This is a genomic window from Pseudomonas sp. B21-012 (genome assembly GCF_024749305.1).
Classification (GTDB): Bacteria; Pseudomonadota; Gammaproteobacteria; order Pseudomonadales; family Pseudomonadaceae; genus Aquipseudomonas.
This window is the reverse complement of sequence record NZ_CP087197.1, coordinates 4,964,862-4,979,154: the sequence shown is the minus strand read 5'-3', so window position 1 is coordinate 4,979,154 and position 14,293 is coordinate 4,964,862. Positions and strand designations below refer to the sequence as shown.

Sequence of the window (14,293 nt, the reverse complement as noted above, 5' to 3'; positions counted from 1 at the left end):
CCTTTTTACTGCATGCAGACAAAGCGTCATGCGCCTGGCGCATCATCCTTCCAGCCGTATCAAGGAAACCGTATCGTGAGCATCAATTGGGCTGACAAACTGCGCAAGAGCCTGCATGGCTCGGCCGACTCGCTGGGCAACCTGTGCGTCGAGGCGTTCCACTACCTGGCCCTGTTCGGCATCGGTGGCATCACCGCCTACGCGGCTGTGGTCACTTTCATCGAGATGCTCGGCAAGGGCGTCAGCGTCGACGACATCCTGCTGCTGTTCATCTACCTCGAGCTCGGCGCCATGGTCGGGATCTACTTCAAGACCAACCACATGCCGATCCGCTTCCTGCTGTATGTAGCGATCACCGCGCTGACCCGCCTGCTGATTGGCGACGTGTCGCACCACAAGGCGCCGGACCCCGGCTTGTTGTACGTGTGCGGCGGCATCCTGCTGCTGGCGTTCTCGATCCTGGTGGTGCGCTACGCCTCGTACCGCTACCCGTCGACCAAAGCCATCGATGCTAGTGGCAAGGAGATCGAGGAAGCGAAGTAACCTGGCCGGCTTTTGCACCGTTGCGGGTCATGGCGGCGAGGATTTCCACGGCGCTGTGGCCCTGTTCGATGGCGATACCGAACTGGACGCTCTCGATCAAGCGCTGCAGGCGCTGCGGGTCGTTGCGCTGGGCCGGGCTGATCAGCCGCTTGGCGACGATGCCGGTGTCGTTGGAGAGGGTCAGCATGATGCTGCCGTCGAGCCGCTCGATACTCAGGTTGACCCGGTACTCGGGGGCAAAAGCGTCGTTGATCTGTTCGAAAGGGTTGATCATGGTGCTTCACCTGGCAAAGACATGCAGTGATTGACCGGGAGGGGGAGGGTTGGTTCAGGTGATTTTTCTCACGGTCTTTTGCGATATCTGACAGCTAAATCCTACGACCGAGTGGGATGCTTCTGAATTGCCTCTGCCCAGGCAGAAGGCCACCTTTACCGTGCTAGGTTCCGGGCTTCATTTGCCCAAGGAAGCTACACATGACACGGAATAATCAACCCGCCACCTCTTCCTTCACCAACGCGCTGACTTCGCAACAGTGCGCAGCCGTTTCATCCTCTGTTACCGAAGCCATCTATCGTCTGGCAACCCAAGGCAGCCGCACGCGCAAGGGGGGTGTCATTCGCCAGGCCAGTGCCCCACTGACCATCACCCTGGACGATGGCCAGGTGGTGCGCGTGGCGCAGACCGGTGACTATGCCGAGTATCCGGACGGCAGCCGCGCGCACATCATTAGCGGCGCCGGAGCCCAGGGGCAACTGCAGGATCAGGCCATTGCCCTGGTCGGCAGTGCCTTGAGCAACGGTGATGAAATCATCGACACCCCACAAAACACCGTGCTGATCAGCAAGCAGCACGGTGTACCCCTGGCGGACGATTTCCTCACGAGCGCGAGGTGAGCGATGGTTTATCGCCTGAACCTCAATGGTCGCGGCGCCGGGCAGCATGGCGACCCGACCACCAGCGGCGCGACCTGCCTCAGCAGCCAGTCCAGCCACCTGCAGAACGGGGTCGGCAGCCTGCGCCTGGGGGATGCCACCACGCCATGCCCGGAGTGCGGCCAGGCCGGCAAGATTGCCGAAGGGTATGCTGACTGGACCATCAACGGGCTGCCGATCGCCTTTGATGGTGCGCAGGTCGACTGCGGCTGCCCGGCCGGCAGCAACCGCCTGGTAGCGCCGCTGGATGGCGGCGGCGCCAGAGCGGCGCCGGTAGCGGGCGGCTTTGCCGCGCCGGCTGGCCAGGCCTTCAAGCCGCCTGCGGCGACGCTCAGGCCAGCTGTCATCGGTACGACCGGGCCCGCTTCAGCCATGTCCAGTGCGCCCGGCACGCTGGAGCCTGGCTTCTATGTGGTGCCACGCAGCATGTCGGGCCAGCAGGTGCTGGCCCGGCTTGGCGGCGAAAACCGCTACCTCAGCGCCCGGCTGCAGCGGCTTAACCCCAGCTTCGCCGAAGGTTTCAAGGCCGGTGAGCTGTTCGTCCTCGGCGACCCCGACAACGGCATGAGTTGTACCCGCGAGGAAGCGCAACTGATGGCCGCTGCCGCCCAAGTGCGCGAGGTGCTGGCGCCGCTGACCGAGGAGGAGGCCAACTTCATGGTCCGCTACCAGGGTGAAATCGCCGGCTTGTTCAGCGGCGCCAGCCAGTCGATGGGCGTCGGCAAGGACATGCTCGGTCATGGTTTGAGCCAGGTTGAAAACAGCCTGCGTGCGCTTGAACAGCTGCATCAGCGCTCGTTCAGCACCTACGGGCATCTGAACAGCCCGCAGTTTTTCGCCTCCCGCCAACAGCTGTACCGCCAGCTGGATGCCCAGTTGAAGACGGCGTTTCTCAACAAGCCATTGAACCTGGGCAATTACGAGAGCCTGCGTCGAGACCTCGGCATCTCGACCAAAAGCCTGGTTCACCACTGGAGCCGTGCCGGTGCGCCGGGAGAGATCCCGGGTTATGCCACGCACCTTGAGCAGGTATCCCGGACCGCGAAATACCTTAAGCACGGTGGGTATGTCGGTATTGCCCTGGGGGGTGGCGCGTCGGTTCTCAAAGTGCAGGAAGTGTGTAGAGCGGGGGAGACGGAGGAATGCAAGAAGATTCGATTTACTGAGGCTGGGAGTTTCTCTGGGGGGGTGGCGGGTGGTGCTGCTGGTGCCTATTGGGGAGGGAAGGCGGCTGTAGCTGTATGCGGAATTGCTGCCGCTACCAGTGCTGGGGTTGGAGGAGCGATTTGTGGAATTGTTCTGGTTGGTGGTGGCTCGCTGATTGGAGGGTATGGGGTGGGCAAGGTTGGGGAGTTCACGGGGGAGGAACTTTACAATTGGACGGGACCATGACGCCTGACTTCTATTATTCCTGGCATCCAGGGTTACGATTCGCCTTCTTGTTCACGCCGTTCGTGATCATGATGTCTGGTGTGGCAATGAGTACCTACCTTGCCTTAAGTCGAAACTTTGAGACCATGATTGCGAGCCTGCAAAAGAGTTTTTGGCTTCAACAGCAGATGCCTTTCTGGGGGACGACAGGTTGGAGGTCACGTTGCTATCTGCTTAGTACAATCAGCGGAGCATTGCTCTATCCGAAACTCAGTGTTCGATCAGGGATGATGGATGCCGAAGAGTTACGTAACTTCCCTCGGTACCTTCGACGCAAAATGCTAGTGGCTTCCTGGCTGACAATCATTGGATCAGCCTGGTTGTTTATCGGATTTGCCTTGATCAAGCTGTTGGTGCAACGCTAGTGCTGGCTGGAACTGTGAGCAGCTTCTGGGACTCTTGGTGGGCATTTGCCTTCATGCTGACTCCTTTCGTGATGGGTATAGCCGGCGTAGCCATGGAGACCTACATCGCCCGCAGCCGGGACTTCGACCTCGTCATTGCCAGCCTCCCAAACAGTCTCTGGCTCAAGCAGCAGATACCGTTCTGGGGGACCACCAGGTTGAAATCGCGCTGTTATTTGCTCAGCACGATTTGCGGTGCAATGCTTTATCCAAAGCTCTGTATCCGCCTGGGAATGATGGATGCAGAAGATCTGCGCAACTTTCCTCCACGGCTTCGGCGACGATTATTGATTGCTTCCTGGTTGATCATCATTGGCTCAGCCTGGATGTTTATCGGTGTCGGCCTGATCAAGCTTTCAAAAACCTGAGCAAAAAAAAGCGAGCCCCATGGGCTCGCCTTTTTACCGTCTGCGTTGCTGCTTGTTCAGTTGATACGAGCTTGCTCGTTCTCCAGGAACTCTTCCTGCAACAGCCCGTCATTCTGGGCGCCGTCGATGCTTTGCTGGGCCACCGCGCGTTTGCTGCGCAGTTTGCCGTAGAAGTGCTCCAGGGCGTGGTTCAGTTTGATTGCGGCGCCTTCGACAGCCTGGTCGAGGGATGCGGACTTGTGGCTTACGGAAATCGGTTGATGGCCTTTTGGGCGTGCCTCCATCTGGCAGCGTTTGTCGTGCGGACCTGGCTTGTCGCCGTTCTCGTCGCGCAGGTGGACCTCGATGCGGGTGAGGTCTTCGTCATATCGTTCGAGCGTGCTTTCTACCGTGCTGCGGACCCACTCTTCCAGCCGGATGTTGCCTTGAATATGGTTGTCGCTATTGACCTGGATTTGCATAGTTCAATCCCTTATTCAGCTAGCTCGCAAGAGAATCGATGGGGCCTTGGCGGCCTGTGACAACCATCGCCTCTTGACTACAAGGTCAGGCACTTGGCCAAACAATTCAAGCCCTTTTGAAATAAAAATATCTTGTAGCAAATAGCCCGGCACAGGCCGGGCTTTTGCATGCGCTGGATCAGAACGCGACGGAGGTCTGCAGGTATACCGTACGGGGTTCCCCCACGTACTTGCCCTTGTTGTTGTCGTCGAACGAGCGGGTGTAGTACTGGTGATTGAAGATGTTTTTCACCCCCACGGCGACGTTGAGGTTCGACAGTTGCGGGCCGAAATCGTAGGCCGCGCGGCTGCTGAACAGCATGTAGCCGGGGATGCGCCCGGTGCTGCCGTCAGCGCTTTCGGCCGCGGTGTTGGCGTTGTCGGCGAACTGGTCGCTCTGGTAGCTGCTGTCGAGGTTGAGCCGCCACTGGCCTTCGGTATAACCGATGCCCAAGGTGCCTTTGTGACGCGAGGAGAAGGGCACACGATTGCCCTTGTTCGGCCCGTCTTCGCGGATTTTAGCGTCGACAAAAGCGTAAGTGGCATACACGTCGAAACCTGCCAGCGCCGGGTTGAGGCCTTCGAGGGCGTACTTGACGCTGGTCTCGATGCCCTGGTGGCGGGTTTCGCCGCGGGCGATCACTGAATCGTTGGTCTGGTTGCTTTCGTACTGGTTGTCGAAGTTGATCAGGAAGGCGCCGATCTCGGCTTGCAGGTTGCCGTTGTCGTAGCGGGTTCCCAGTTCCCAGGTGCGGGCTTTTTCCGGTTTCACTTCGCCGCTGCTGACCCGGTTGGGCATCTGGCTGTACTGCACGCTGCCGAACGAGCCTTCGGTGTTGGCGTACAGGTTCCAGCTGTCAGTCAGGTGGTACATGACATTGAGCGCCGGCAGCGCGGTGTTGTAGTCGCCCTGGTAGCGCTGGCCGTTGAGTGTGTTCGACTGCTCGGAATCGATCATTTCGTAGCGGACGCCCGGGGTGATGGTCCACTGGCCGATGTCGATGCGGTCATCGAGGAAAAGCGCGTGGGCTTCGGTGCTGCCACGGGTGTCGCGGTCGTTGCGGCTGGCGCTGGTCGGCAACTGGTTGGCAGCGATCGGCTCGCGGTAGCGCAGCTCGTGGCCGGCTTCGTTGACGTAACGGTAACCGACGCCCACTTCATGCCAGCTCTCGCCGAGGGCAAAGCCCTGGGAGAAGCGTGTTTCGATGCCGCGTACCCAGTACTCGCGCGGCGACAGCGAGACGAAGCTGCCCTGGTCCAGATAGCCGCTGCGCAGGGTCTTGGTGAAGAAGCTGTTGACGCTGAACTGGCGGGCGTCTTCCTTGTAGTCATAGCCGAAGTTGAACATCGTTCGGCGGCCCCAGAACTTGTCCTGCAGGCGGGTCGACTGGTACGGGTCGGCATCGTAGTCGGCAACGCTCAGGCCGCCAGGCATCTGCGCTTCGCCTTCGTAGTACTGGGCCATGGCGTGCAGGCTGTTGGCTTCGTCGAGCTGGTATTTGCCCTTGAGGATCAGGTCGTCGATCTGCGTGTCGCTGTGCTCGCGCCAGTCACCGCCACGGCTGCCGGAGTACAGCAGGGCGCCGCCCAGGCCGTTGGCGTTGGTGCCGCCGGCGAGCAGGTTGGCGCTGGTCTTGAAGCCGTCGTGGCTGGACGACGGGCTGGTCTGGGTCTGGAAACCGGCTTTCACCGTCGGCTCGTCGGGGATCGCCCGGGTCACGAAGTTGACGATGCCGCCGACGTTCTGCGGGCCGTAGCGCACCGCGCCGCCGCCGCGCACGACGTCCACCGCGTCCATGTTGCCCATGCTGATCGGAGCGAACGACAGCTGTGGCTGGCCATAGGGTGCGAACGGCACCGGAATGCCGTCCATCAGCACCGTCGAGCGCGAGGCCAGGCGCGGGTTGAGCCCGCGAATGCCGAAGTTCAGCGCCATGTCGTGGCTGCCGGTGCCGTTGTTTTCCGGGGCGTTGACCCCGGGGATGCGGTTGAGCACTTCGCGCGCGGTGGTGGCGCCGCTGCGCTCGAATTCTTCGCGGCGGATTACATCGCGGGCACCGGCATGTTCGAAGACGTTGTCTTGCTGCGCCGCGCCCAGCCAGTCGCCGACCACGGTGGAGGCGCCGAGCTCGACCGGCGCGCTGGGGGCCGCGAGCGGTTGCAGGCTGAAGGCGTTGTCACCTTCGGCGCGGGCGTGCAGGCCGGTGCCTTGCAGCAATGCATCGAGACCCTGCTGCGGGCTGTACTGGCCCTGCAGGCCGGGGCTATGCACACCGCGAGTGAGCTGCGAGCCAAACGAGATCAGCACGCCGCTTTCACGGCCGAACTGGTTCAGGGCGTTTTCCAGCGTGCTCGGGGCGATCTGGTAAGTGCGCGCCGGGGCCTCGGCTGCCTGGGCGGCAACGGCGCTGAAACTCAGGCTGGCACCCAGCAGCAGGGTGCGCATGGCCTGGGCAAGTGGACTCGGTCGAAGGGGCATGCAGAAGGTCCTTGAGAAGGTCGAAGCAAAGGGTTCTGCCTTCTCTGTCACGCGAGAGGTGAAAACGGCTCAGGTCAGTGGAAAAAAACGTTCAGGCCCGCGCTTCGACCGTCACCCAGTAGCGGGTAAAGCGCCGCACGCGCACCGGCAGTGCCACCTCGAGCAGGTCGAGAATGCGTTCGCTGTCGGCCAGTGGATAACTGCCGGAGATCAGCAAATTGGCTACCTCGGGTGCACAGTTGAGCTGGCCGCGGCGGTAGCGGCCGAGCTCGTCGAGAAACGCGCCAAGGGGCATGTGCGCAGCCACCAGCATGCCGTCGACCCAGGCCCCGAGGTTGCTGTCCAGGGCCTGACTGGCCTGCCAATGCGGGCCGTTGAAGCGCGCTTGCTGGCCCGCCCCCAGGCGATTGCCGGCCAGGCTGGCGCTGCCTTCGAACACCGCCAACTGGCTGTAGCCGGCGAACTGGCGCAGGTTGTAGCGGCCGTTGCCCAGGTTCAGCAGGCCGTATTCGCTGCGCAGTTGCAGCGGTCGGCTATCGCCGGCCACGGTCAGTTGCAGTTCACCTTCGAGCAGGTGCACCAGGCGCTGGCTGGCATCGAAACGCACGTCGGCGGCGCTGCGGGTGTTGAGCTGCAGCAGGCTGCCGTCGTCCAGAGCCAGGCGCCGGCGTTCGCCGACCGGGCTGCGGTAATCGGCGAGCAATGTCGGCAACGGGTTGTGCTGCTGCAAGGCCAGGCCACTGGCGCTGCCGACCCCGAGGATCAGCAGGGTTTTCAGCGCCCGGCGGCGGCTGGCCGAACGTGGCGCCTGCAACGCGGCGTGGGCCAGGGGCGAGGATAAGCCGCGCAAACGCTGGTTGACCCGCTGGATGTGCTCCCAGGCGCGCTGGTGGTTGTCGTCGGCCTGCAACCATTGCTGCAGGGCCTGTTGCTGACGCGCATCGAGGGCGCCGCCCTGCAGCTCGATCAGCCAGTGCACGGCCTGTTCGGCCACCTGCGGGGAAAACTCCTGATGGCCGTTCACAGGGCGAAGTAACAGCGCATGGCCGCCTTGTTCAGGTAGCGCTTGACCGTGGCCAGGGAGATGCCCAGTTGCGCGCCGATCTCGGCGTAACTCAGGCCGTCGACCTGGGCCATCAGGAACGCGCGCTTGACCACCAGTGGCAGGCCGTCGAGCAGGCGGTCGAGCTCCAGCAGGGTTTCGAAAATGATTGCCCGGTGTTCTTCCGACGGTGCCAGTGCTTCGGGCAACTGCGCCAGCGCCTGGAGGTAGGCGCGCTCCAGGTCCTGGCGGCGGTAATGGTTGCAAAGTACGCGTTTGGCGACGGTGGTGAGGAACGCCCGCGGCTCGTTGAGCAGCGGCGTTTCGCGGCCCTGGAGCAGGCGCATGAAGGTGTCCTGGGCCAGGTCGGCGGCACTGTCGGGGCAGCCCAGACGCCGGCGCAACCAGCCGGTCAGCCAGTTGTGATGGTCGAGGTAGAGGCCTTCGAGCGAGGAAGAGGGAGCGCTGGGCACCGTGAACACTCCGGCGCCGGGATGCGCAACAGAATAAGAATTGTTCGCATTGTAGTGAAAGGTGCCACTACTCGGCAATCGGTGCCTGACTGACGGGCGTAGCAGAGGATCGGGGAAATGTAAAAAACGTAAATACGCTTTACTCACATTTGAGAATGAATAGCATTCGCTCCCTAGATGAATTTACGCAACCTTTACATTTCTCAGGGAGAGGTCCTCGTGTCCCCGACTTTCAGTAAATCCTGCCTCGCGCTTACCCTCTGCTCGCTCTACACCGCGCAAGCCACTGCCCAGAACCAGCCGCTGGAGCTGGACAACATGGTGGTCACTGCGTCGGGTTTCTCCCAGCAGATCAAGGATGCGCCGGCATCGATTTCGGTGATTACCCGCGAGCAGATCGAGAACAAGTCCTACCGTGACGTCACCGATGCCCTGCGCGATGTGCCGGGCGTGGTGGTCACCGGTGGCGCCAGCTCCAGCGACATCAGCATTCGCGGCATGGCCTCCAAGTACACCCTGATGTTGGTCGACGGCAAACGCCAGGACTCGCGCGCCACCCGCCCGAACAGTGATGGCGCCGGTATCGAACAGGGCTGGATGCCGCCGCTGGAAGCCATCGAGCGCATCGAAGTGGTGCGCGGGCCGATGTCTTCGCTGTATGGCTCCGACGCCATGGGTGGGGTGATCAACATCATCACCCGCAAGGTCACCCCGCAGTGGTACGGCGGCGTGCGCACCGAAGCAACCTTCCAGGACCGCTCCGACTCGGGCAACTACAACAGCACCAACGCCTTCATCTCCGGGCCCCTGGTCGACAACCTGGTCGGCCTGCAGCTGTACGGCCAGCGCTCGCGCCGCGACGAAGACCATATCGTCAACGGCTTCAACGAGCAGAGCACCGACAGCGCCACGGCCAAGCTGTCGTTCACCCCGGATGAACACAACGACATCACCCTCGAAGCGGGCAAGTCCGAGCAGGAGCGCAACTCCCACGTCGGCCGTTCGGCCAGTCGTTCCGCCAGCCGTAACGACTACGACCGTACCAACTTTTCCATCACCCATTCCGGGCGCTGGGACAGCCTTACCAGCGAAAGCTACCTGCAGCGCGAAAAGATCGAGAACCCGGGCCGGCGCATGGAGCTGGAAAACACTGTGCTCAATTCGCAGGTGTCGTTCTTCAGCGATTCGCACATCACCACCTTCGGTGGCCAGTACAAGTACGAAGACCTCAGCGACGAAGGCAACCAACTGGCCTCGGCGGCCAGCGTCAACCAGCTGACCCGCTGGTCGTGGGCCCTGTTTGCCGAAGACGAATGGCGTCTGACCGAAGCCTTCGCCCTGACCGGTGGCCTGCGCATGGACCGCGACGAGAACTACGGCACGCACTGGTCGCCACGCCTGTACGGGGTCTACCACCCGACCGAGCAGTGGACCATCAAGGGTGGTGTATCCAGCGGCTACCGCTCGCCGGACATCCGCGCCGCCGTCGATGACTGGGGCCAGATCACCGGTGGCGGTGGCGACCCGGCGATCATCGTCGGCAACTCCAGCCTCAAGCCGGAGAAGAGCCTGAGCCAGGAAATCGGCTTTATCTGGGACAACCTCGAAGGATTCTCCACCGGCCTGACCCTGTTCAACACCGACTTCAAGGACAAGATCACCGAGACCCGCCGCTGCACCGACAGCACCGGCAATGCCTCGGGCCAGTGCCAGATCGGCGGTACCTCGTACAAGTTCATCAGTGACCGGGTCAACGTTGACGAGGCGCAGATGCGCGGCATCGAAGCGACCCTGGACTGGGACATCACCCAGACCGTGTCGCTGGCCACCAACTACACCTTCACCGCCTCCGAGCAGAAGAGCGGCCCGCAGAAAGGCAAGGCCCTGAACCAGATGCCGCGGCACATGTTCAACGCCACCCTCGACTGGCAGGCCACCGACCAGCTGGGCACCTGGGCGCGCCTGAACTACCGCGGCAAGACCTCGGACTACCTGGGCCGCACCACCATGTCCGACGGCACGCCGTCGTACACTTTCGTCGACTTCGGCGGCACCTACCGGGTGACCAAGAACGTCAAGCTGCTGGCCGGTGTGTACAACGTCTTCAACAAGGAAGTGGACTACGACAACTACCAGACCGTGCTGGACGGCCGCCGCTACACCATGGGCGTCGACCTGTCGTTCTGATCGGCCGGCCTGCGGTTTTGCTTATGAGAATATAAATCATTATTATTGTGCGCTTCTCGTAATGGACCGATGCCATGAAAAGCAAAGCCGCCGGGCTGCCCATCAGCTATCGCCTGGCCGTGACTTCCCGCAGCCTGGCTGCCGTGTTCGGTGGCTACCTGCTGGCGGCCATGGCCAGCGTCTGTATCACCCTGCTGTTGCCGGTACCGCGTGCCGAGGCGGTGATCAGCGGCATGATGCTGTCGTTCCTGTTCTACCTGGTGGCTTTTCTCTGGTGCTTCGCCTGTCGTAGTGCCTGGCAGGCCTGGCTGGGAGTACTGGTGCCGAGCCTGGTGCTGGCGATGATCAGCGGCCTGGCCTACTGGATGAAAAACCCATGAAAGAGGGCTTTCGCCAGGCCATGGCCTGGCTGCATACCTGGACCGGGCTGATCTTCGGCTGGTTGCTGTTTGCGATTTTCCTGACCGGGACCATGTCCTACTTCAAGGAAGAAATCAGCCACTGGACCCAGCCAGAAGTGCCCAGCCGGGCGCTGGATCCGGCGGCCAGCCTGGACCTGGCCCAACGCTACCTGCAAGAGCATGCGCCGACTGCGGGCAGCTGGTTCATCGAGTTGCCCAACGCTCGCGAACCGGCGCTGAGCGTGAGCTGGCCCAAGGCTGGAGGCGGGCGCCGCGACTTCACTTCCAAAACCCTCGACCCTGCCACCGGCGCCGAATTGCAGGCGCGCGAAACCCGTGGCGGCAATTTTTTCTACCGTTTCCATTTCCAGCTGGAGATGCCTCACCCCTGGGGCCGCTGGCTGTCGACCTTTGCCGCGTTCATCATGCTCCTGGGCCTGGTGACCGGGATCATTACCCACAAGAAGATCTTCAAGGAGTTCTTCACCTTCCGCCCGGGCAAGGGCCAGCGTTCCTGGCTTGACGGGCATAACGCCATCGGCGTATTGGTGCTGCCGTTTCACCTGATGATCAGCTACAGCAGCCTGGTGATCTTTATGGCCATGGTCATGCCGGCCAGCATCATCGCCAGCTATGGCGACAATACCCGTGGCTTTTTCAACGACCTGTTCGGCGGCCAGAGCCAGGTCCAGGCCGCCGGCACCGCGGCGCCGTTGCTGCCCTTGCCGCAGCTGTACGCCAAGGTCCAGGAGCAGGCGCCCGGGGCCAATCTTGCCTGGGTCGAGGTACAGAACCCCGGTGACCAGAACGCCCGGGTCCGGTTTGCCCGCCATGCCGGTGACCGTATCGCTCACCAGCGCGGCGGTGGCTGGCTGTTTGACGGGGTTAACGGCACGCTTGAGGGCGGCAGCCAGATCGAGGCCACGCCGGTGCTGATTTCCGGCGGCATGTACGGCCTGCACATGGGCATTTTCGCCGGGCCGTGGCTGCGCTGGCTGTACTTCTTCTTTGGCCTGGCCGGCACCGCAGTGATCGGCACCGGCCTGGTCATGTGGCTGGGCAAGCGCCAGCTCAAGCATGCCAAGAGCGGCACCCAGCCGTTCGAGCTGCGCCTGGTCGAGGTGCTCAACATCGCCAGCATGAGCGGCCTGCTGCTGGGTGTGGCGGCGTTCTTCTGGGCCAACCGCTTGTTGCCGATCGACCTTGAAGGCCGTGCCGACTGGGAGACCAACTGCTTCTTCCTGCTCTGGGCCTTGTCGCTGGTGCACGCCATGCTGCGCCGCGGCCGCCGAGCCTGGGCCGAGCAACTGGGCCTCGGCGCGCTGATGTGGGCGGGCTTGCCGCTGCTCAACGGCCTGACCACCGGCCAGGGCCTGAACCACTCGCTCGCCGTCGGCGACTGGGCCATGGCTGGTTTCGACCTGACCGCCTTGGCCAGCGGCCTGTTCCTGGCCTGGGCTGCCAGCAAGATGTGGCGGGCGCCGCTAGTCGCGCCCAAGCGCAAGCCCAAGGCCGCGCCTGGCACGTTGATTGAAAGCGAGGTGAACTGATGCTGGCTATTGCCCTGTTTGGTTTTTCCGGTTTCGCCGCGCTGTGCCTGGCTATGGAGAAACACTACAAGGACCTGCTCGGACAGCCACCGAGCAATGCGCGGCGTGCGGCGCTGCGGGTGGCAGGCTGGGCGCTGCTGGCCCTGGCGCTGTTGTTGGCGGTGCGCCACAGCGGCTGGGCCATGGGCCTGGTCGAGCTGTTCGCGGTGCTGATGGCCGGCGTCACCCTGTGGGTGTTCCTCCTGCCTTACCAGCCGCGCCTGCTGCTCGGCCTGGCGGCGGCCAGCGTGGTGCTGGCGCCATTGACTGCCCTGGCGTCGCTGTAGCTTGGTCAACGAGCCGCTCGATCTGCCCGCCGAAGGTGGCAACGACACCGACGGGGCCAGCGGGCGCGCGCGATTTGTGCAGGTGTTTCTCGCCCAACGGGCGCAGATGGAAGCCCTGGTCAGCCGCCGCATCGGCTGCCGGGCCACCGCCTCGGACCTGATCCAGGAGTTGTTCCTGCGCTTCTGGCGCCGGCCGCAGGTCAAGGTCGAGGCGCTCGATACCTACCTGCTGCGCTGCGCCGGCAATATCGCCATCGATCACCTGCGCAGCGAAGGTGCCCGCGAGCGGGTCAACGACAGCCTGCAACTGGAGGTGGCCGACGAGCATGTCAGCGCACCGCAAGTGGCCCTGGAGGTAAACAGCGACCTGCAGCGCATCGAGGCGGCGTTGCGCCAACTGCCCGAGCGTACCCGGCAGATCTTCTTGCTCAACCGCATTCACGGGCGCAAGTACGCCGAGATCGCCAAGGCCATGGGCCTGTCCCAGAGTGCGGTGGAAAAACATATGATGCGCGCACTGGAGGCGTGCAAGGCGAGTATCGAGCTGCCGCCGGCCAGCACCCGCAAGCCAGGGAAAGCACCATGACTGACATCACCGCCGCGCAGCACCAGGCCGCACTGGGCTGGCTGAGCCGGATCAACGAGCAACCGCAACTGGCCGAGCGCGCCGAGTTCAAGCGCTGGTTGCTCGCCCATCCGGCCCATGGCCGCGCCTATGCCCAGGCCCAGGCGTTGTGGCGCCTGAGCGAAGCGCCGGCGAGCCTGTTGGCAGCCGAGGACGACCCGGCCTTGCAAGGCTATTTGCGCGCCATGCAGCAACCGCCAGCGGGGCGCACCTGGCGCCGTGTCGCCACCTTGGCTGCCGCTGCCTGCCTGGTACTGGCGCTGGGCACCGCTGCCGGCTGGCATCCGGCCTACTGGCTGGATGACCTGCAGGCGGATTACGTCACGGCGCCGGGGCAAGTCGAGGAAGTGGTGCTGGCCGACAACTCGCACATGACCCTGGATGCTGGCAGCGCCGTGTCGGTAGATTTCAGCGATGGTCAGCGCCAGGTGACGATCCGCCGTGGCGCGGCGTTCTTTCATGTCACCCACACCGGCGCGCCGTTCGTGGTCGAGGCGGCAAAGGGCGAGACGCGGGTACTCGGCACCCGCTTCGAGGTGCGCAAGCACAATGACGGCGCGCGGGTCACCGTGCTCGATGGCCGGGTGGCGGTGACCGCCGAGCCCGGGCGCTTGCAGCAACAGCTGAGCGGCGGCCAGCAGGTGGCCTACCGCCACGGCACCGCCAGCGCCGTCGAAGCGGTGGACAGCGAATCGCGCCTGGCCTGGCGCCAAGGCTGGCTCAATTACTACCAGGTGCCGCTGAGCACGGTGATCGACGACCTGGCCCGCTACTATCCAGGGCGCATCATCGTGCTCGACAGCGAACTGGGCAAACGCAAGGTCAGCGGCAGCTTCCCGGCCAGCCAGCCGCTGGCGGCGCTGGATTCGCTCGGCGCGGTGCTGGGCTTCAAGCGCAATACCCTGCTGGAGCGGGTGACGCTGATCCGCTGAAAAATATTTTCAGAAAACTGATGAGGTAAGTTCGCGCGACAACCGTGTAGTGAGTGAAAGTGCGATTCATTCGCATAAACGTCACTCCTTCACAGGTTA

16 protein-coding genes are annotated in these 14,293 nt (G+C 63.1%); 11 read left to right on the top strand and 5 right to left on the bottom strand.

The window, feature by feature from the left end:
- Positions 1-75 precede the first annotated feature (75 nt).
- Entirely contained in the window at positions 76-543 is a 468-nt protein-coding gene (locus LOY37_RS22715) for a phosphate-starvation-inducible protein PsiE (RefSeq protein WP_038998766.1), read from the top strand.
- Here LOY37_RS22715 and LOY37_RS22710 read toward each other — a convergent pair.
- A complete protein-coding gene (locus LOY37_RS22710; protein WP_123566509.1) occupies positions 512-817 on the bottom strand; it encodes a DUF3509 domain-containing protein in 306 nt (101 codons plus the stop codon). The two genes, LOY37_RS22715 and LOY37_RS22710, sit on opposite strands and share 32 nt — an antisense overlap.
- A gap of 200 nt (positions 818-1,017) precedes the next feature.
- Here LOY37_RS22710 and LOY37_RS22705 point away from each other — a divergent pair, with 200 nt between their 5' ends.
- Genes LOY37_RS22705 through LOY37_RS22690 form a run of 4 tightly spaced genes read left to right on the top strand, consistent with a single transcriptional unit; the run spans position 1,018 to position 3,679 of the window.
- Positions 1,018-1,437, top strand: a complete 420-nt coding sequence (locus LOY37_RS22705; RefSeq protein ID WP_258715771.1) for a hypothetical protein — start codon at positions 1,018-1,020, stop codon at positions 1,435-1,437.
- Between the two features lie 3 nt (positions 1,438-1,440).
- Positions 1,441-2,868, top strand: coding sequence for a PAAR domain-containing protein (locus tag LOY37_RS22700; protein ID WP_258715770.1), 1,428 nt, complete (start codon positions 1,441-1,443; stop codon positions 2,866-2,868).
- Complete coding sequence (locus LOY37_RS22695; protein WP_258715769.1) at positions 2,865-3,272, top strand: hypothetical protein; 408 nt, start codon at positions 2,865-2,867, stop codon at positions 3,270-3,272. Before LOY37_RS22700 ends, LOY37_RS22695 begins: the two co-directional genes overlap by 4 nt.
- Before the next feature lie 14 nt (positions 3,273-3,286).
- Entirely contained in the window at positions 3,287-3,679 is a 393-nt protein-coding gene (locus LOY37_RS22690; protein ID WP_258715768.1) for a hypothetical protein, read from the top strand.
- A gap of 56 nt (positions 3,680-3,735) precedes the next feature.
- On the opposite strand, the gene LOY37_RS22685 is transcribed toward LOY37_RS22690, so the two are convergent.
- From LOY37_RS22685 to LOY37_RS22670, 4 genes are all read right to left on the bottom strand, one after another.
- A complete protein-coding gene (locus LOY37_RS22685; RefSeq protein WP_045197178.1) occupies positions 3,736-4,140 on the bottom strand; it encodes an HPF/RaiA family ribosome-associated protein in 405 nt (134 codons plus the stop codon).
- A gap of 178 nt (positions 4,141-4,318) precedes the next feature.
- Complete coding sequence (gene fecA / locus LOY37_RS22680; protein ID WP_258715767.1) at positions 4,319-6,658, bottom strand: TonB-dependent Fe(3+) dicitrate receptor FecA; 2,340 nt, start codon at positions 6,656-6,658, stop codon at positions 4,319-4,321.
- 91 nt (positions 6,659-6,749) lie between these two features.
- Positions 6,750-7,682, bottom strand: a complete 933-nt coding sequence (locus LOY37_RS22675; protein WP_258715766.1) for a FecR domain-containing protein — start codon at positions 7,680-7,682, stop codon at positions 6,750-6,752.
- Positions 7,679-8,173, bottom strand: coding sequence for a sigma-70 family RNA polymerase sigma factor (locus tag LOY37_RS22670; protein ID WP_195884996.1), 495 nt, complete (start codon positions 8,171-8,173; stop codon positions 7,679-7,681). Before LOY37_RS22670 ends, LOY37_RS22675 begins: the two co-directional genes overlap by 4 nt.
- Before the next feature lie 219 nt (positions 8,174-8,392).
- On the opposite strand from LOY37_RS22670, the gene LOY37_RS22665 reads away from it, so the two are divergent.
- The 6 genes from LOY37_RS22665 to LOY37_RS22640 all read left to right on the top strand — a co-directional run bounded on the left by LOY37_RS22665 (position 8,393) and on the right by LOY37_RS22640 (position 14,194).
- Positions 8,393-10,360: a ligand-gated channel protein gene (locus LOY37_RS22665; RefSeq protein WP_258594848.1), complete on the top strand. Its 1,968-nt coding sequence runs from the start codon at positions 8,393-8,395 to the stop codon at positions 10,358-10,360.
- A gap of 74 nt (positions 10,361-10,434) precedes the next feature.
- Positions 10,435-10,740, top strand: coding sequence for a DUF3649 domain-containing protein (locus LOY37_RS22660; protein ID WP_045197184.1), 306 nt, complete (start codon positions 10,435-10,437; stop codon positions 10,738-10,740).
- On the top strand, positions 10,737-12,311 hold the full coding sequence (locus LOY37_RS22655; protein ID WP_258715765.1) for a PepSY domain-containing protein: 1,575 nt from the start codon (positions 10,737-10,739) through the stop codon (positions 12,309-12,311). Before LOY37_RS22660 ends, LOY37_RS22655 begins: the two co-directional genes overlap by 4 nt.
- On the top strand, positions 12,311-12,637 hold the full coding sequence (locus tag LOY37_RS22650) for a DUF3325 domain-containing protein (RefSeq protein WP_258715764.1): 327 nt from the start codon (positions 12,311-12,313) through the stop codon (positions 12,635-12,637). Before LOY37_RS22655 ends, LOY37_RS22650 begins: the two co-directional genes overlap by 1 nt.
- 22 nt (positions 12,638-12,659) lie before the next feature.
- Positions 12,660-13,223: an RNA polymerase sigma factor gene (locus LOY37_RS22645; protein WP_258717221.1), complete on the top strand. Its 564-nt coding sequence runs from the start codon at positions 12,660-12,662 to the stop codon at positions 13,221-13,223.
- A complete protein-coding gene (locus LOY37_RS22640; RefSeq protein WP_258715763.1) occupies positions 13,220-14,194 on the top strand; it encodes a FecR domain-containing protein in 975 nt (324 codons plus the stop codon). The genes LOY37_RS22645 and LOY37_RS22640 overlap by 4 nt, the downstream gene beginning before the upstream one ends.
- Positions 14,195-14,293: the final 99 nt, after the last annotated feature.

Bases quoted from the DNA above. Each gene is read 5' to 3' on its own strand.
- LOY37_RS22710 (WP_123566509.1), bottom strand. From the start codon at position 817: ATGATCAACCCTTTCGAACAGATCAACGACGCTTTTGCCCCCGAGTAC.
- LOY37_RS22705 (WP_258715771.1), top strand. From the start codon at position 1,018: ATGACACGGAATAATCAACCCGCCACCTCTTCCTTCACCAACGCGCTG.
- LOY37_RS22700 (WP_258715770.1), top strand. From the start codon at position 1,441: ATGGTTTATCGCCTGAACCTCAATGGTCGCGGCGCCGGGCAGCATGGC.
- LOY37_RS22695 (WP_258715769.1), top strand. From the start codon at position 2,865: ATGACGCCTGACTTCTATTATTCCTGGCATCCAGGGTTACGATTCGCC.
- LOY37_RS22685 (WP_045197178.1), bottom strand. From the start codon at position 4,140: ATGCAAATCCAGGTCAATAGCGACAACCATATTCAAGGCAACATCCGG.
- fecA (WP_258715767.1), bottom strand. From the start codon at position 6,658: ATGCCCCTTCGACCGAGTCCACTTGCCCAGGCCATGCGCACCCTGCTG.
- LOY37_RS22660 (WP_045197184.1), top strand. From the start codon at position 10,435: ATGAAAAGCAAAGCCGCCGGGCTGCCCATCAGCTATCGCCTGGCCGTG.
- LOY37_RS22655 (WP_258715765.1), top strand. From the start codon at position 10,737: ATGAAAGAGGGCTTTCGCCAGGCCATGGCCTGGCTGCATACCTGGACC.
- LOY37_RS22650 (WP_258715764.1), top strand. From the start codon at position 12,311: ATGCTGGCTATTGCCCTGTTTGGTTTTTCCGGTTTCGCCGCGCTGTGC.
- LOY37_RS22640 (WP_258715763.1), top strand. From the start codon at position 13,220: ATGACTGACATCACCGCCGCGCAGCACCAGGCCGCACTGGGCTGGCTG.